This window comes from Variovorax paradoxus (assembly GCF_030815855.1).
In the GTDB taxonomy this organism is placed as follows: Bacteria; Pseudomonadota; Gammaproteobacteria; order Burkholderiales; family Burkholderiaceae_C; genus Variovorax; species Variovorax paradoxus_M.
Window position 1 is genome coordinate 2,276,936 of record NZ_JAUSXG010000001.1, and the last position, 16,758, is coordinate 2,293,693.

Annotated in this window: 18 protein-coding genes; 15 read left to right on the forward strand and 3 right to left on the reverse strand. The window is 67.3% G+C overall.

What is annotated here, in order from left to right:
* Positions 1–5 precede the first annotated feature (5 nt).
* Positions 6–911 (forward strand): SDR family oxidoreductase, encoded by a 906-nt coding sequence (locus tag QFZ42_RS10640; RefSeq protein ID WP_307700922.1) that lies wholly within the window; start codon positions 6–8, stop codon positions 909–911.
* Here QFZ42_RS10640 and QFZ42_RS10645 read toward each other — a convergent pair whose 3' ends face one another.
* On the reverse strand, positions 912–1,838 hold the full coding sequence (locus tag QFZ42_RS10645) for a LysR substrate-binding domain-containing protein (protein ID WP_307700923.1): 927 nt from the start codon (positions 1,836–1,838) through the stop codon (positions 912–914).
* 109 nt (positions 1,839–1,947) lie between these two features.
* On the opposite strand from QFZ42_RS10645, the gene QFZ42_RS10650 reads away from it, so the two are divergent.
* On the forward strand, positions 1,948–2,682 hold the full coding sequence (locus tag QFZ42_RS10650; RefSeq protein ID WP_373423327.1) for an FMN-dependent NADH-azoreductase: 735 nt from the start codon (positions 1,948–1,950) through the stop codon (positions 2,680–2,682).
* Here the strand turns inward: QFZ42_RS10650 and sctR are convergent.
* Complete coding sequence (sctR, locus tag QFZ42_RS10655; RefSeq protein ID WP_307700925.1) at positions 2,609–3,268, reverse strand: type III secretion system export apparatus subunit SctR; 660 nt, start codon at positions 3,266–3,268, stop codon at positions 2,609–2,611. The genes QFZ42_RS10650 and sctR overlap by 74 nt on opposite strands.
* Positions 3,269–3,277: 9 nt before the next feature.
* The gene (sctQ, locus tag QFZ42_RS10660) at positions 3,278–4,408 is read right to left on the reverse strand and encodes a type III secretion system cytoplasmic ring protein SctQ (RefSeq protein ID WP_307700926.1); all 1,131 of its coding nucleotides are present in this window, start codon (positions 4,406–4,408) and stop codon (positions 3,278–3,280) included.
* Between the two features lie 300 nt (positions 4,409–4,708).
* Between sctQ and sctV the strand changes: the two genes are divergently transcribed.
* The 13 genes from sctV (at position 4,709) to QFZ42_RS10725 (ending at position 16,732) form a co-directional block, all read left to right on the forward strand.
* Entirely contained in the window at positions 4,709–6,781 is a 2,073-nt protein-coding gene (sctV, locus tag QFZ42_RS10665; RefSeq protein ID WP_373423384.1) for a type III secretion system export apparatus subunit SctV, read from the forward strand.
* 45 nt (positions 6,782–6,826) lie between these two features.
* On the forward strand, positions 6,827–7,093 hold the full coding sequence (sctS, locus tag QFZ42_RS10670) for a type III secretion system export apparatus subunit SctS (protein WP_307700928.1): 267 nt from the start codon (positions 6,827–6,829) through the stop codon (positions 7,091–7,093).
* Positions 7,094–7,101: 8 nt separating this feature from the next.
* The gene (gene sctC / locus QFZ42_RS10675; RefSeq protein WP_307700929.1) at positions 7,102–8,868 is read left to right on the forward strand and encodes a type III secretion system outer membrane ring subunit SctC; all 1,767 of its coding nucleotides are present in this window, start codon (positions 7,102–7,104) and stop codon (positions 8,866–8,868) included.
* Between the two features lie 2 nt (positions 8,869–8,870).
* Positions 8,871–10,049 (forward strand): FHA domain-containing protein, encoded by a 1,179-nt coding sequence (locus QFZ42_RS10680; protein WP_307700930.1) that lies wholly within the window; start codon positions 8,871–8,873, stop codon positions 10,047–10,049.
* 152 nt (positions 10,050–10,201) lie between these two features.
* A complete protein-coding gene (locus QFZ42_RS10685; protein WP_007834711.1) occupies positions 10,202–10,405 on the forward strand; it encodes a hypothetical protein in 204 nt (67 codons plus the stop codon).
* Positions 10,406–10,472: 67 nt separating this feature from the next.
* Positions 10,473–10,901, forward strand: coding sequence for a hypothetical protein (locus QFZ42_RS10690; protein WP_307700931.1), 429 nt, complete (start codon positions 10,473–10,475; stop codon positions 10,899–10,901).
* Entirely contained in the window at positions 10,898–11,674 is a 777-nt protein-coding gene (gene sctJ, locus QFZ42_RS10695; protein ID WP_307700932.1) for a type III secretion system inner membrane ring lipoprotein SctJ, read from the forward strand. The genes QFZ42_RS10690 and sctJ overlap by 4 nt, the downstream gene beginning before the upstream one ends.
* 13 nt (positions 11,675–11,687) lie before the next feature.
* Positions 11,688–12,434 (forward strand): type III secretion system protein, encoded by a 747-nt coding sequence (locus tag QFZ42_RS10700; protein WP_307700933.1) that lies wholly within the window; start codon positions 11,688–11,690, stop codon positions 12,432–12,434.
* Positions 12,416–13,054, forward strand: coding sequence for a type III secretion system stator protein SctL (sctL, locus tag QFZ42_RS10705; protein WP_307700934.1), 639 nt, complete (start codon positions 12,416–12,418; stop codon positions 13,052–13,054). Before QFZ42_RS10700 ends, sctL begins: the two co-directional genes overlap by 19 nt.
* Before the next feature lie 14 nt (positions 13,055–13,068).
* Positions 13,069–14,415 (forward strand): FliI/YscN family ATPase, encoded by a 1,347-nt coding sequence (locus tag QFZ42_RS10710; protein ID WP_307700935.1) that lies wholly within the window; start codon positions 13,069–13,071, stop codon positions 14,413–14,415.
* Complete coding sequence (locus QFZ42_RS10715) at positions 14,412–14,897, forward strand: serine kinase (protein WP_307700936.1); 486 nt, start codon at positions 14,412–14,414, stop codon at positions 14,895–14,897. Before QFZ42_RS10710 ends, QFZ42_RS10715 begins: the two co-directional genes overlap by 4 nt.
* Before the next feature lie 13 nt (positions 14,898–14,910).
* Positions 14,911–15,690 (forward strand): type III secretion system export apparatus subunit SctT, encoded by a 780-nt coding sequence (sctT, locus tag QFZ42_RS10720; RefSeq protein WP_307700937.1) that lies wholly within the window; start codon positions 14,911–14,913, stop codon positions 15,688–15,690.
* Positions 15,691–15,700: 10 nt separating this feature from the next.
* Positions 15,701–16,732 (forward strand): EscU/YscU/HrcU family type III secretion system export apparatus switch protein, encoded by a 1,032-nt coding sequence (locus QFZ42_RS10725; RefSeq protein ID WP_307700938.1) that lies wholly within the window; start codon positions 15,701–15,703, stop codon positions 16,730–16,732.
* Positions 16,733–16,758: the final 26 nt, after the last annotated feature.

Genomic DNA, 16,758 nt, shown 5'->3' on the forward strand with positions numbered 1-16,758 from the left:
GGCAAATGATTCAGGACTTCAAGGGCAAGACGGCCGTACTCACCGGCGCGGGTTCGGGCTTCGGGCTCGAGTGCGCACGCATCGGGGCCGCGCGGGGCATGAACCTCGTGCTGGTCGATGTGCAGCAGGACGCGCTCGACAAGGCCCGGGCCGAGATGGAAGCCGCCGGCGTGCAGGTGCTGGCCCGCAAGGTCGATGTGTCCGATGCCGCGCAGATGGAAGCGCTGGCCCTTGCGGTGAAGGAGCGCTTCGGCGCGCCGCATTTCGTGTTCAACAACGCCGGTGTGGGAGCGGGCGGCCTGGTGTGGGAAAACACCGTGGCCGACTGGGAATGGGTGCTCGGCGTCGACCTGTGGGGCGTGATTCACGGCGTTCGCCTGTTCACGCCGATGATGCTCGAAGCGGCCGCCAAGGACCCGGGCTACCGCGGCCACATCACGAACACGGCCAGCATGGCCGGCCTGCTCACGCCGCCCAACATGGGCATCTACAACGCCGCCAAGGCGGCGGTGGTGAGCCTGACCGAAACGCTCTACCAGGACCTGAACCTCGTGACCGACCAGATCGGCGCGAGCCTGCTGTGCCCGTACTTCGTGCCGACCGGCATCACGAGCAGCGAGCGCAACCGGCCGAACGCACCCAAGGAAACCGAACTCACAAAGAGCCAGCTCATCGGCCAGGCCATGAGCAACAAGGCCGTGAGCAGCGGCAAGATCACGGCAACCGAAGTGGCGGTGAAGGTGTTCGACGCAATCACGGACAACCAGTTCTACGTGTTCAGCCACCCGAAGGCGCTGGGCAATGTAAGGGCCCGCATGGAGAACATCGTGCTGGGCACGAATCCTGCCGATCCGTTTCTCGAGCGGCCTGAGATCGGGCTGAAACTGCGGGAGCAGTTGCGGGCGGCTTGATCAGCCGGCCTTGGCCTGCGAGGCAATCCACTTCCACACGGTGCGAATCGCGGGTTCGTGCTCCCGCCCGCTCGCCGTCGCAAGAAAGTAGCTCCCGGTATCGAGCGCGGGCCCGAAGGGCTGCACCAGCGCGCCGCTGCGCAGTTCTTCGGCCGCGAGCGTGAGGCTGAGCAACGCCACGCCGTGGCCCGCGAGCGCGGCGAGGATGGCGTGGGTTTCGTCGGAGAACGACAGGCCCGCGGCCTTCATCGATCGACCCCTGGGCACAGCCAGGCCGGCTTCGCGGAACCATCGCGGCCACGTTGCGGGCGCGAGCGCGCCCGGCTGCCAGTCGGCATGGATCAATTGGTGCTTCGGCAGGTCGCTCACGCGCTTCAGTCCCAGCATCGGGCTGCACAGCGGTGCGTATTGCTCGGGCACCAATTCGCTCACTGCGAGGCCGGGCCAGTTGCCGCTGCCGGAGCGCACGGCAATGTCGGCGTCGCCGCGCGCGAGGTCGACCAGTGTGTCGCTGGCATGCAGCCGCAGTTCGATGCCAGGGCACGCCTTGCGGAAGCCGGCCATGCGCGGCAGCACCCAACGGGCCGCGAAAGCGGTGTTGGTGGTGAGCGTGACAGCGTGCGAGGCTGGCGGTTGGCGCAGCCTCTCGATGCCCGCCTCGAGCGCATCGAAGCCCGCGCGCAGATCGTCGAAGAGCCGCTGGCCTGCCGGCGTCAGCGCCAGCTGCCGCGTGAGCCGCCGAAACAGCGGCCGGCCCAGCGTGTCCTCGAGCGCACGCACCTGGTGGCTGATGGCCGAGGGCGTGACCGACAGCTCGATCGCGGCGCGCTGAAAGCTCAGATGCGCGGCAGCCGCTTCGAACGCGCGCAGCGAAAGCAGGGGCGGCAGGCGGCGCGGTCGCCTTACGGATGAGCCAGATTCGTTCATCGGTGGAGAAATGATCGTTTGTCGTCAGCGGGTTGCATCTCTAGATTCGAGACGTGCCAGGCCATTGTGGCAGCGCAATACAGAACAGATCAACTCACCCATGAAGACCATGAACCTGAACCTCCTTCATATCGACAGCAGTGCCCGCCCAGGACGCTCCGACACCGACGCCCACGGCTCGCACACGCGCCGGCTCTCCGCGCGCTTCGTCGAGCGCTGGCGCAAGACCCGGCCCGACGACCGCATCGACTACCTCGACGTCGGCCAGCATCCGCCGGCGCACGTCGACGGACGCTGGATCCACGCCGCCTTCACCCCGCCCGCCGAGCGTGAGCCCTGGATGGCCGAGGCATTGGCCGAGAGCGATCGGCTCGTCGACCAGCTCGTTGCCGCCGACCTGATCGTGGTGGGCTTGCCGATGTACAACTTCAGCGTGCCCGCGCAGTTCAAGGCCTACATCGACAACATCGTGCGCGTGGGGCGTACCTTCGGCTTCGACCGTGCACGCGGCGCTGTGCCGTACTGGCCGATGCTCGCGGATGCGGGCAAGCGCATGGTGCTGCTCGGCGCACGCGGCGACCACGGCTACGACCCCGGCGGGCGCATTGCGCACCTGAACCACGCGGAGCGCAGCGTTCGCTCGGTGTTCGGCTACATCGGCATCACCGACGTGTTCGAGGCGGCGGTGGAATGCGACGAGTTCGGCGGCGAGCAGCTCGCGCAGTCGATGCAAAAGGCCGAAGCCGCGGTCGATCGGCTCGTCGACGACCTCAGCGGTACGACAGCACCAGTCCGTGCACCAATCGCGTCCACCCATCCAGCATCACGAACAGCAACAGCTTGAACGGCAGCGAGATGGTGGTGGGCGCGATCATCGACATGCCGAGTGCCAGCAGCACCGTGGCGACGATCAAGTCCACCACCACGAACACCAGATAGATGATGAAGCCGATCTGGAAGGCGCGCGTGAGCTCGCTGAGCGTGAAGCTCGGCACCAGCACCATGAAGTCGTCGTCCCTCAATTGCTCGGCGCGGGCCTTGGGCCAGATGTTGGAGGCCGACTTCAGGAAGAACTGCCGCTCGCGTTCGTGCGTGTGCTTCTGCAGAAACTCTTTCACCGGCACCTTGGCGGCATCGATCACCGCCATGATGTCGCCCATGCTCTCGCCCTTGTTGCCGAAGTTGCGGTTGCGCAGCGTGTCGCCGATGTCCATGCCGACCGGCGCCATGATGTAGACCGTCAGGATGACCGCAATGCCGTTCAGCACCATGTTCGGCGGCGTCTGCTGCAGGCCCAGCGCCGTGCGCAGAAGGCCGAACACGATGACCAGCTTGGTGTAGCTCGTGACCATCAGCGCCGCGAAAGTCGCGAAGCCGAACGCGACCATCACCGCGACAAGTGTGAGAGGCTCCGGTATTCCGCCTTGCATGGGAACCGCTCAGACTTCGCCGGGAGCGAACTCCGACACCCGTACGCCCAGGCGGTCGCCCACGGCCACCAGGTAGCCCTTGCCCAGCACGTTGCCGTGCGCAAGGATGCGAACCGGGCAGCGATTGAGCGGCTCGCCCAGGTCGAACACATGGCCGGCGCGAATACTCTTCAGTTCGCCGAGCGACAGCGAGAGTTCGCCCACCTCGAAGCGCAGCGTCACCTCCAGCGCATCGAGCCGGTCGAGCGGCAGGTTGACATTGTCCGCGGCGGTCGCGGAGTCGGCGGGCGTGTCTGGCTTCATGGCACTGTCTCTCGATTGCTGAACGGTGATGCGCGAGCCTTCGGCAACGGCCGAGAGATGCAGCCCGGCGGCGCCTCCCAACTCCGCGGTGACGACGATCCCGGCACCCGAAGAACTCCATTGCTCGATGCCGACGATGTCGCCGGGGCGGATGCTGCCGATCTCGCGAAGCCGGATCGGCGTGCTGCCGAGCCGGAAGCTCACCGGCAGCCGCAACGCATGAAAGGATTCGCTGCTCCGCGCGGCATGGCGAGGGCCGGTGGCCGCGGGCACGAGGGCGTCGAACGTGGCGGCGTCGTCGAACTGCACGCAGCCGCGCAGCATCGCGCCGCCGTCGTTCGGCGTGGCAACGAAGAAGGCGGCGCGCTCGGGGTCGCAATGCAGCAGCGGCTGCGGCTCGCTCGATTCACGGGCACCATGCCGGTCGCGGAACCGGTGCGCGTCGGCATCGGAGGGTTGCCATTCGAAGTGCAGGCGCAGCGTTTTTTCGAGCGCATCGATCAGCGGGTGGAGCGCATCGGCCAGCAGGATGTAGCGCAGGTCGCGCGGCAGCAGGTCGATGCGGCGTTCGCCGAGCAGGGCCTGCATGCTCGGTGCATCCATCGCGAGATGGCCGGTGTGCGCGCCGAGCCTGAAGCTGTAGCTCTCGCGCGATGTGTGGGCCAAGGCCTCGTCGTGATGCCACCCGATCCGGTAGCTCGCGCCCTTCGCCGCCACGCCTTGGAACGGCGCCGCCGCATACAGGCGATTGAGCGCACGCACATTCGCTGCATCGGCGCGAGGCAACGTGCGAGCCTCTCCGAGCTCGGTCACCGCTTCAGCGGACCGGGGCGGCATGCATGCTTTCGTTCGAACAACTGCTACGTCTTGTCACTGTCTACATACTTTCAAGCAACGCAAAGACCTTCGGGTTCGGGGTCGACGCAGCTTAGCGAAAGGGGCAGGGCGCAGGTAGTACGCAAACGCGTAGTGCCGCGCGCGCCACAAGTCCTTCGTACTTACGAGAACTCGTGGTTGCCGTGATCGGAGGGCGCCGCTTAGAGTCCAACGCGACGTGAGCTCCTTCACGTCCGACGTGCAGCGCAAGGCGATGCGCGTCCAACAACAACTCCAAGATTTCACTTGAGCAAGGACGTCATGGCGAGTCCCTCGCGATCTCTTCAACAGTACCGCGGCAGCTTCCGCGACCTGCTGGGCAATGCCGGCCGCTACAACGATCTTCTGCTCGCCGGCCTGCTGGTGGTGGTGGTGGCGCTGTTCGTGCTGCCGCTGCCCACGCCGCTGCTCGACCTGCTGATTGCGAGCAACCTGGCCATCAGCCTGGTGCTGCTGATCGTCGCGATGTATGTGCCCTCGGCGTTGTCGCTGTCGACCTTTCCGTCGCTGCTCCTGTTCACCACGTTGTTCCGCCTTGCGCTCAACATCGCATCCACCAAGCTGATCCTGCTTCACGCCGACGCCGGCCACATCATCGACACCTTCGGCAAGCTGATCGTCGGCAACAACGTGGTGGTGGGCGGCGTGGTGTTCCTGATCATCGCCATCGTGCAGTTCATCGTCATCGCCAAAGGCTCCGAGCGCGTGGCCGAGGTTGCGGCGCGCTTTGCGCTCGATGCGATGCCGGGCAAGCAGATGAGCATCGACGCCGACGTGCGCGCCGGTGTCCTTTCTTCCGCCAAGGCGCAGAAGCGGCGCCAGTTGCTGGAGCAGGAATGCCAGCTGCACGGCGCCATGGACGGCGCGATGAAGTTCGTGAAGGGCGATGCCATCGCCAGCATCGTGATTGCGCTGGTCAACATTCTTGCCGGCATCGCCATCGGCACGTTGATGCATGACATGACGCTGGGCGGTGCGCTGCAACGCTACGCCATCCTGACGGTGGGCGACGGCATGGTGTCGCAGATTCCGTCGCTGCTGGTGTCGATTGCGGCGGGCATCGTCATCACGCGCGTGAGCACCGGCGACCGCCGCGATTCGCAGCTCGCGCAGCAGATCGGCGAGCAGATGATGGCGCACCCGCGCGCGCTCATCATTGCCGGTCTCGCGGTGGCCAGCTTTCTCGTGGTGCCCGGTTTTCCGAAGTGGGTGTTCGGCCTGCTGGCCGCGCTCCTGATCGGCCTGGGCCTGGCCATGCGCATGCTGCGCCGGCAGCGCAACACGCCGGGCTGGATCTCCCATGGCGACGGCGTCGCGTCCGAGGAAACCGACACCGACCACGCCATTGCCGCGCCGCTGGCGGTGCGGCTGTCTTCGGGCCTGCGCGCTTCGGTCGACCGCTTCGTGCTGGACCAGCACCTGTCGCTGGTCAAGAACTCGGTCGAATCGGATCTCGGTCCGATCTTTCCGCGGCTGCAGCTGAACTACGCGGACGGCATGGCCGACAACGAATACCAGGTGCTGGTGCACGACGTGGCGGTGGCGCACGGCAGGCTCAAGCCCGGGTGGCTGCTGCTCGACCCGGCGCAGGCGGTGGCCATGCCGCCCGGCGCGGAAGTTGCCGAGCCCTTCGATCCCTTCGCGCGCGTCGTCTGGGTTCCAGGCCCCGAGCCCGGCATGACGGCGTGGACCGGCGCAGAAGTCGTGGGCCTGCACGTCGACCACACCGTGCGTCGCCACGTGAAGGACCTGATCGGCCTGCAGGAGGTGCAGCGGCTCTTGCACTCGGTGCAGCGCGATGCGCCCGAGCTTGCGGCCGAGGTGCTGCGCGTGACCTCGGCCCAGCGTATTGCCGAGGTGCTGCGCCGGCTGCTGCAGGAAGGCATTCCGATTCGCAACCTTCACGCCATTTTCGAGAGCCTGACCATGTGGGCCGCCAAGGAGCAGGACGGCATTGCGCTGACCGAGCTGGTGCGCATCCATCTGGGGCGCTACATCACGAGCCGCTACGTCGGCGCGAACCGGCAGCTCGAGGCGATCCTGTTCGAGTCGAGCCTGCTCGACCGCGTGCAGAACGCCATCGAGCGTTCGCCGCGCGGCAACCTGCTGCTGCTGAGCCCGGCGGTCACGCAGGACATTCGCGAGCAGTTGCGCAGGATTCTCGGTTCCACGGCCAACCGGGTGGTGGCCATCGCGTCGTCGGACGTGCGCCGCTACATCAAGAACCTGATCGAACCGGTGGCGCCGCACATGGCCGTGCTGTCCTATCAGGAGATCGACGACGACGTGGCCCTGCAACCCGTGGGCTGGATCACCAACCCCCAAGCGCATTGATGAACGACAACAACGACCTGTTTTCCGAGGGAGCCCAAGCCGACCATGACACCGCAGAACATTCTGGACATCACGCGCGAGGGCCTGCTGCTCGTGCTCTGGATTTCGCTGCCGGTGGTGGTGGTGGCCACGCTGTCATCGCTCGTGGTGGCGGTGCTGCAGGCGGTAACGCAGGTGCAGGACCAGAGCATCGGCCAGTCGGTGCGGCTCATCGCGGTGATGGTGGCGATCATCGTCACGGCCGGCTGGCTGGGCCGCGACGTGATGCGCTTCGCGGAGCGGGCGTTCCTGTCGCTCACTTCGCTGTCATGAATGCCGCGATGACGATCGTTGCGCGCCTTCTTCTCGCCCGGCACCGGGCCGTCATGCAGCTTTGCGGCGCCGTGCTCATGCTGCTGCTCGTGCAGCACGGCATGGCGGCGGAGTTCCGCTGGCAGAACAAGCCCTTCCAGATCGTGGCCAACGAGAAGCCGCTCGCCGACTTCCTGCGCGAGCTGGCGTCTTCGCAAGGCATCACGGCGGTGATCGATCCCAAGGTCAACGGCGTCATCAGCGGCAAGTTCGACGGGTCGGCCAAGAACATCCTGAACAGCGTGTGCTCGGTCAACGGGCTCACCTGGTATTTCGACGGCGCCTTTCTGTTCGTGGACCTGGCCGCCGACGCGAAGAGCGAGGTGCTGCCGATCGCCGCGGAGAACGCCGGCCGCATCGCCGAAACGCTGGTGCGGCTGCACATTTCCGACGAGCGCTATCCGCTCAGCATCAGCGAGCGCGACGCGAGCGTCTACGTGACCGGCCCGCGCCGATACGTGGAAATGGTGCGCCAGGCAGTGAAGCTTGCGGACCAGAAAACCGCGATGGCCGAAGGCGCCGAAATCCGGCTGTTCCCGCTCAAGTACGCCTGGGCCTCCGACTTCCGCATCAACCGCTCGGGCAAGGAGACGGTGATTCCGGGTGTGGCCAACGTGCTGCGCAGCCTGTACGGCCGCGCCGGCAACCAGTCTTCCAGCGGCGGTGCGGGCGGACGCGGAACCAGTGGGCCGCTTTCGGTGGGGCCGAACCGGCAGATCAAGCTGCGCAGCGGCGAAACCATCAACGCGCCCAAGATCGATATTGCAGGCGCGGGCCAGGGCGGCGACAGCGCCACGCTCGGCGGCCTGTCGGGCATCACCGGCAACGAGCTGCCGCAGTTCCAGGCCGACACGCGCATGAACGCGGTGCTGGTGCGCGACATGCCCGACAAGATGGCACAGTACGCGCGGCTGATCGAATCGATGGACACGCGCCCCCGGCTGGTGGAAATCGAAGTGACCATCATGGACATCAGCTCCGACACGCTGAGCAGCCTGGGCATCGACTGGCGCCTGCACGGCCGGCATGCCGACTTCCAGACCGGCCGCGGCGACCGCGGGCCGCTGACCTGGGGCGGCACCGGCAGCGAGGCCGGCCAGATCGGAAGCTTCGACTCCACGGGCAATCCGCTGACGCCGCTGGGCGGCATGTTCACCGCCGCCATCGGCAACAGCGCGCGCAACTACCTGCTGGCCCGCGTGACGGCGCTGGCCACCAACGGCAGCGCCAACTTCGTGGCCCGCCCGAAGGTGATGACGCTGGACAACACCGAGGCGGTGCTCGAGAACCTGAGCGAGTTCTACGTGCGCGTGGACGGCTTCCAGGACGCCGGCCTTTTCAGCATCACGGCCGGCACCGCCGTGCGCGTGACGCCGCTCATCATCGACGAGAAGACCGGGCGCGGCGTGATGATGTCGATCGACATCGTCGACGGCGACCTGAGCCCGCAATCCGTCGACAAGATTCCGATCGTGCGCCGCCGCACGGTCAACACGCAGGCGCTGGTCGACGAGGGCGCGAGCCTGCTGATTGCCGGCTATTCGTCGGAAGAGAAGAGCAATGCGGTCACCGGCGTTCCGTTGCTGAAGGACATTCCCGGCGTGGGCGGCCTCTTCAGGTACACCGACAAGAAGCAGGCCAACATGGAGCGCTTCTACCTGCTCACGCCGCGCCTCGTGACGCCCGGCTCCACGGCCTCGGTGCCGATGCTGCCTCTGCCCGAGCCCGGAGGTTGAGCATGGATCGCGAAGAAGTTCCGTTCGACGACCACGCCCACGCCGAGCCGCCGGCGCCGCAGGGCCTGCACGCGCAGGCTGCCGGCTGGTGCCTGCGCTTCCTGAGCGGCGCGGTGAAAGGCCGCACCATCGTGCTCAAGCCCGGCATCAACGTGCTGGGCTCGGGCGGCGAATGCGAGGTGATGCTGCCGGGCGGCGACGTGCTGCCGCGCCACCTGGCGTTCACTGTCGGCGAGCTGGTGGTGTCGATGCAGCGCCTGGGAACCGCCTCGGCGCGCCTCAACGGCGAGGAGATACAGCAGCCGCGCAAGAGCGTGGTGGCGGGCGACATCGTGAGCGTCGGCCAGATCGATTTTCAGCTCGACCGCACCTATCCGGCGAGCGCGCAGGAAGACCGGATGTTCGCACCGGTGCATGGCGCACTGCCCGAAGGCGAAGCGATGGCGCGGCAACCGGCGTCGGGGGCGCAGCGCCTGGGCCTGTGGGTCGGCGGCGTGGTGGCATTGCTGGCCGTGCTCGGCCTTGCGGCCATGTCGCTCGGCGGCGGCCGCGGCGGCGCGATGAGCGGCGGCAGCGTCAACCTGGCAGAGGTGGAAAAGGCGCTGGTGCCATTTCCCGAGGTCGAGGTCATCGCGGCGCCGGGCGGGCAGTTCGGCGTCAAGGGCTATGTGGAATCGAAGCAGCGCCGCAAGACGCTGGAAGAGGCCATGGCGCGCTTCGGCAGCAAGGTCAGCGTCAACGTGCACTCGGCCGAGGACATGGTGGAGCAGGCGCGCCGCTATGTCGACGACCCCGGCGTGGCCGTGACCTACACGGGGCAGGGCCGGTTGGCGCTGACCGGCACGGTGGAAGACGCGGCCGTGCGGCAGAAGATCCGCCGCCTCAGCGAAGACCTGCATCCCTCGGTGCTGGTTTCGGACAAGGTGCAGTACCGCGAAAAGCCCAAGACCGAGAACAAGGACGACGACATGCGCGCCCAGTGGGACAGCTGGCAGAGCGTGCTGCCGGCCCGCATGGTGAGCATCACCGAAGACGGCGAAGGCCTGCGCCACATCCAGCTCTCGAACGGCAACCGCTACTACGAAGGCTCGGTGCTGCGTTCCGGCGCCGAGCTCAAGCGCATCGACGCCGACGGGCTGGTCCTGAGCGGCGGTGTGCCCAACAAGAAACCCGCGAGGTAGCCGACATGCATGGCCATGCCGCTCCCTGTTCGCGTTCCCCGATTTCATGCGTCGGCGCTGCCGGCTTCGCCGCATGGAATGGCTTCGTCCCCGCGGGGCACGGAGCTTTCTCCGCAAGTAAAAAAACCTCAACCCTTTGACAGGAGTTTCCTATGAGCGCAGTCGACACCTCGATCCAGCAAATGCAACAAGCCGCGGCCGACCAGGCTCGCCTGATGAGCGTCAGCATGGCTGCGGGCGCCACCATCTCGGGGGCCGCCGCCACGGCGCAGACGGTGAACGGCGCCAACGCCGCCGGCACCGAAGTGGCGAAGTCCACTGGCAACGACATCCGCCAGTCCGCCAAGCAGAACTGACGGGGAGGCCCGCGCGAAGCCGACGGGCTTTCGCGCGGCCCTTTTTTCTTTCCGAGGAGAGTGAACCATGACCGATCCCATTGCCTCCGCCGCGCTCAGCGCGCCGCCGCCGGAAGTCGCCGCATCCACTGCGTCCGCCAACACCGGACCGGCGCAGCAGGCCGTGAGCCCGTCGCGTTTCGAGCCGGGCGAGACGCGCATGTTCGCCAACATGATGCAGGGCGTGCAGGCGCAGGGCGGAACGAGCGCGCCCAGCGCGATCGGCGACGCGGCCAAGTCGCTCGCCGCACAGCTCTCGGGCAACGTGCGCTCCATCGAGGACATGCGCAAGAGCATGCTCGAGTCCATCGATTTCGCGGACCCCATCAAGACCATGTTCGTGATGACCGATCACGCCATGGAAGCCAACATGATGTTCGCGCGAATGCATATTTCCACCGGGCTGGCCAGCGCCGCGACCAGCCTGTTCGGCAGCCTGCTGAAGAACCAGCAATGAAGACGCCGCTACGCCCGCGCTGGCTTGCCGCGCTCGTGCTGCTGCTGGCGCTGGCCGGTTGCAAGGTCGCGCTCTATTCCAACCTCAAGGAGCAGGAGGCCAACGAGATCCTCGCCGCGCTGTCGGCCGAAGGCATCGGCGCGGCCAAGAGCAAGCTGGAAGGCAGCAACTGGCAGGTCGAGGTGGAGGAAGACCGCCTGAGCCAGGCACTGGACGTGCTGCGGGTGCAGGGCTTGCCGGCCGAGCGCTACGTCAGCATGGGCGAGGTGTTCCAGAAGCAGGGCCTGGTGTCCACGCCTTCGGAGGAACGCATGCGCTACATCTACGCCATCTCGCAGGAGCTTTCGCAGACCTTGCGCAACGTCGACGGCGTGGTGTCCGCGCGCGTTCACGTGGTCATTCCGGCCAACGATCCGCTGAGCGAGAAGATCCGGCCTTCGTCCGCGGCGGTGTTCATCAAGCACCGGCCCGATGTCGACCTGCGCCTGCTGGCGCCGGCAGTGAAGGACATGGTCGCCCACAGCATCGAAGGGCTCACGCACGACCAGGTGTCGCTGTCGCTCTTCGAGGCGCGCCGCGCGACCGGCGCCGCACCCGCGGGCAACGCGGCCGGCGAGCCGATGGTGCTCGGCCTTTTCTCGACACAGACCGCCATGGTGCTGCTCGGCCTGCTGCTGCTCGCTGCTATCTGCCTCATGGTGCTGCCCACGCTGCTGCGCCGGCAGGGCCAGGACTGGCGCACCTGGATGCGCCGCCAGGTGTTCAAGCGCTGACCACGCAGCATTCATGCAGATGCCGAACACCGCTCCCGTTGCGCCTGCGGCCATGCCCGGCCCGATGGACCTGCTGCGCCTGGTGATGCGCTTCAACCTGCACCCCGAAGCCGACCTGCATCCGAGCTGGCTTCCGGCCAACTGGCCGGCGCGGCATCGCTCGGTGGCACGCATGGGGTCCGCGGGCCGCGCCGTGCTGGCCGACATGCTGCGGCGCGAACAGGTGCCGGGCCATTCGCAGCCGCCTGCACCGTCGCTTGCACAGCCGCCTGCACAGCCGCATACAGCGGCCGACTACAACTTCGACTCCCGGCTCAAGCGGCTGGCATTGCTCGATGCCGCCTCCCTGCGCCGCCTGGCGGCCTACCTCGGCTTCTGCGCACACCTGCCGCTCTTCAAGCTGCGCGGCGGTGCGGGCCTGCAGATCCGCCGCCAGGCGCGCCGCTTCGATCGCGACGCCGTCGACTTCGTGCTCGACCGCGTGCCGCAGCTCACCGAACTGCGCATGGACAGCACCGTGGTGCAGCAGCGTCCCATGAGTACGGGCCGCGTGGTGCTCGACCGCGGCTACCGCCTGCTGCTGGGCACAGCCTCGTCCGAGGGAGCGCTTGTGCAGGGCCGCCTGAAGCACAAGCTGCCCCGCCGCATCTCCGCCTTGAGCGTGCCGGCCTTCGAGCCACGCCAGGCCTTGCAACTCAATGAACTGATGCTCTCCTGCATCGTTCCCGAAAGACTGCCGCAATGGGACTGGCTTTTCTGATCACCACCGACAACCTGCAGCTCCTGAGCGAGCGCAAGGTGTTGAAGGAAAACGAATATGCGGCGCTGCTCGACGCATCGGCCGTGGTGGACACCGCGCGCCGCGAGGCCGTGCGCATCACGCAGCACGCCGAGGACGGCGCCGAGGCGAGCCGCCGCAAGGGCTACGAGGAAGGGCTGGCGCGGGCCAGGGCCGAATATGCGACGCAGCTCGTCTCGGAGAGCATCGCCCTCGAACGGCAGCTGCATGCGCTGCGCACGTCGATGGCGCAGATCGTCGTCAAGGCGGTGGGCCAGTTCCTGGCAGACGCCGATCCCGCGGTGCTGTTCCGTTCGGCGCTCGTTCGCGTCGAGGCGCTGCTGCGCGCGGAGTCGTTCATCACGGTGCGCGTGGCGCCGGCGCAGGAGGCCCACATGCGCGAGACCCTGCACCGGCTGCGCAGCGATGCCAACTGGAACATGGCCATGACCATCACGCCCGATCCCGACCTGCCGGCCGGCGCCTGCATGGTGCAAACCTCGACCGGCGTGCTCGAGATCGGTGTGGACGCGCAGCTCGAGGCCTTTCGCCGTGCGGTCGAACAGGGCGGCATGCTGGCGCCTTCCGGGAGAGGCGTGTGAACCCGCAGGGCGGGATGTCCGACGCCGCGCTCGGCATCGTGGCCGAGCTCGAGGCGGCCTTCGCGCATGTCACGCCCGTGGCCATGCGCGGCCGCGTCAGCAAGGCGGTCGGCATGCTGATCGACGCTACGGGCATCCAGGCCCACGTGGGCGAGTTGTGCGAACTCGTCACGCCCGGCGAGCCGCCGCTGCTTGCCGAAGTGGTGGGTTTCCGCGGCAACACGGCCATCCTCACGCCACTGGGCTCGATCACCGGCATTTCCGCGCTGACCGAGGTGGTGCCGACCGGACGCGGGCATGTGTGCCCCGTGGGGGTGCAATTGCTGGGCCGCGTGCTCGATGCGCTCGGCCAGCCTATCGACGAACTCGGTCCGCTCGCCACGCACACGCGGGTGCCGGTGCACCGCGAGCCGGTGAGCCCGCTCGCGCGCCGCATGATCGATGCGCCGATCGCCACGGGCATCCGCGCCGTGGATGCACTCCTGACGGTGGGCGAGGGCCAGCGCATCGGCGTGTTCGCGCCGCCCGGGGTCGGCAAAAGCACCTTGCTGGGCATGCTGGCGCGCGGCTCGACGGCCGAGGTCAACGTGATTGCGCTGATCGGCGAGCGAGGGCGCGAGGTGAAGGAGTTCCTCGAACACAACCTCGGGCCGGAGGGCTTGGCCAAGACCGTGATGGTGGTCTCGACCTCCGACCGGCCGCCGATGGAGCGCATCAAGTCGGCCTACGTGGCGACCACCATCGCGGAGCATTTTCGCGACCAGGGCAAGAAGGTGCTGCTGCTGGTCGATTCGCTCACCCGCTTCGCGCGCGCGCAGCGCGAGATCGGCCTGGCGAGCGGCGAGCCGCCGACGCGGCGCAGCTATCCGCCGTCGATCTTCTCGATGCTGCCCCAGCTGCTGGAACGCGCGGGGCAGGGCAAGACCGGCTCCATCACCGCGGTGTATTCGGTGCTGACCGAGGGCGACGAAGAGAACGACCCCATCGCCGAAGAGGTGCGTTCCATTCTCGACGGCCACATCGTGCTGTCCCGCAAGATCGCGGCGGCCAACCGCTACCCGGCCATCGACGTGCTGGCCAGCATCAGCCGCGTGATGCCGCTGGTGACCTCGCGCGAACACGGGGCGGCCGCGGCGCACTTCCGCAGCCTGTTGGCCAAGTACCAGGAGATGGAGCTGCTGGTGCAGATCGGCGAGTACCGCCCGGGCAGCGATGCGCTGGCCGACGAGGCGATCCACGCGCGGCCCGCGATGCTCGACTTTCTCTCGCAGCCGCCCCGGAGCAGCCAGCCGTTCGAGCAATCGGTGGCGGCACTGCTGCATCACGCGCGCCACGCACCCCGCACGGAGCACCGAAGATGAGCGTCGACTGGAAGCTTCTTTCCGACGTGCGCGAGCGGCAGAAAACCGCCGCAATGGGCGTGGTCGCGCGCGACCGCGCGGCGGCCGACGAGAGCCAGGTGCAATTGCGGCAGGCCGAGGCCGCGCAGCAGCAACAAGTGCAGAACAAGCTGCGGCATTGGGAGGCGACCCGCGGCGCGCTGTCGGGCGGCCAGGTCAGCATGGCGGAGTTCCGCAATGCAGGCGCCTGGAGCGGCGCGCTCGATGCGCAGATCGCCGAGGCCGGCCAAGCCACCGCGCAAGCCGCGCGGGCGCATACCGAGCGCGAACAGGTGCTGGAAGAAAGCCGCCGCCAGTTGCGCGCCGCCTACGGCGAGCTCGAAAAGGCCCAACAGATGCAGCAGCGCGCGCGCGCCGAGCGCGTGCACCTGCAGGAGCTGCGGCTGGCAGACGCCAACGAAGAGAGCACCGCGCAGGCCTGGGCCATGCGCCGGCCCGCCTAGGCACGGAGCCATCATGGAAAGCTTCGAACTCGGCCACATGGAGCAGTTTTTCTCGGCGGTGGTGCTCACGCTGCCGCGGCTGTTCGCGATCTTCGCGGTCGTGCCCTTTCTCTCGGGCGGCATGATCACCGGCACGGTGCGCAACGGCATTTTGCTGATGCTCGCCATCTTCATGTCGCCGGTGGCGGGCGAGGTGCCGGCCGCATCGATGGCCACCTGGGTGTTCATTGCCGGCAAGGAGGCGCTGATCGGCGTGATGCTGGGCCTGGGCTTCGGCATTTTCATCTGGGCCATCCAGAGCGTGGGCGACCTGATCGACTTCCAGACCGGCTCCAGCAACGCCTCGTTCTTCGATCCGGTGGCTGGCCACGAGAACGGCGCGACCAGCGAGTTCCTGGGCTGGATGGTCATCACCTTGTTCGTCTCGGCGGGCGGCCTGCTCGCGATGCTCGGCGTGATCGTCGACTCCTACCGCATCTGGCCGGTGGGGTCGTTCTTTCCCAACCTCGGTCTGGTGCTCGAACAGTTCGCCATCCGCCAGGGGGACACGCTGTTTCTCTGGATCGTGAAGCTCGCGTCGCCGGTCATCGTGGTGCTGCTGCTGGTGGAATTGGGCGTGGGCCTGGTGGGCCGGGTGGCGCCGCAGCTCAACGTGTTCGTTTTCGCGCAGCCGCTCAAGAGCCTGCTGGCCCACTTGATGATGCTGCTGTTCCTGTTCTTCGTGTACGAGTCGCTGCAGGAGTTCTTGCGGCCCGAGAACGGGGTTCTCGATTTCCTGAGGTCCACGCTGTAGCGGGCAAGGCATGGCAGAGAAAGACCAGGCCCCCACCGCCAAGCGGCTGCGCGATGCGCGCAAGCGCGGCGAGGTGGTGTTCAGCACCGACGTGGCTTCCACGGTGGTGTTCGTCGTGGTCGTGCTGTCGCTGTGGCTCGGCGGCCAGCTCATCTACAGCCTGCTGCGCGAGCTGTGGCTGCATGCCACCAGCACCACCTTGCTCACGGCGCCCGACGACCGGTTTGTCGAACTGCTGCTGCACACGGGCGAAACCCTGGTGTGGGGAACGCTGCCGGTCATGGCCATTGCGGCCGCGGCCGGGATCGTGGGTTCGCTGTTCCAGGTGGGTGGCGTGGCGGCCTGGGAGCGGCTGAAGCCCGACGTCAACCGCATGAACCCGGCCGAGGGGCTGACGCGCATCTTCTCGACGCGCAGCCTTATCAACCTGCTGAAGATGTGCACCAAGACTGCGCTGCTGGCCTTGCTGATGTTCGTGGTGGTGCGCGGCTTTGTCGATACCGCGCTCAAGCTGGGCTATGCGCGGCCCGAGGGAATCATGACGGCCGCGGCGCATATGGTGCTGGTTGCCTTCGGCTGGGCGGTGGTGATCTACGCGGTGATGGCCGCAGTCGACTACGTGCACGAACGCCACGAGTTCATGAAGCAGCAGCGCATGTCCATCGAAGAGATCCGCCAGGAATACAAGGAGATGGAAGGCGACCCGATCAACCGCTCGCGCCGGCGTTCGGCCCACTTCGAGGCGGTGTACGCGAGCCTCAACGACCGGGTGCGCGCGGCGTCGGCCGTGATCCATTCGCCGCGCATTGCGGTCGCCCTGCAATACCTCGGCGAAACCGACCTGCCGCGCGTGATCGCGCGCGGCGAGGGCGAGGTGGCCGCGCAGATCCGGCGCTTTGCCAGCGAAGGATTGATTCCGACCGAATTCGAGCCCGCGCTGGCCGAGCGCATCTACGAGGACGTGCCCGAGGACCAGCCGATTCCCCGCGCGCTCTATGCGCCCGTCGCCAAGCTTCTGCGCTGGGCGCAGGGCAGCGAATGAATCTTGAGAAACCGACGACCGAAAGG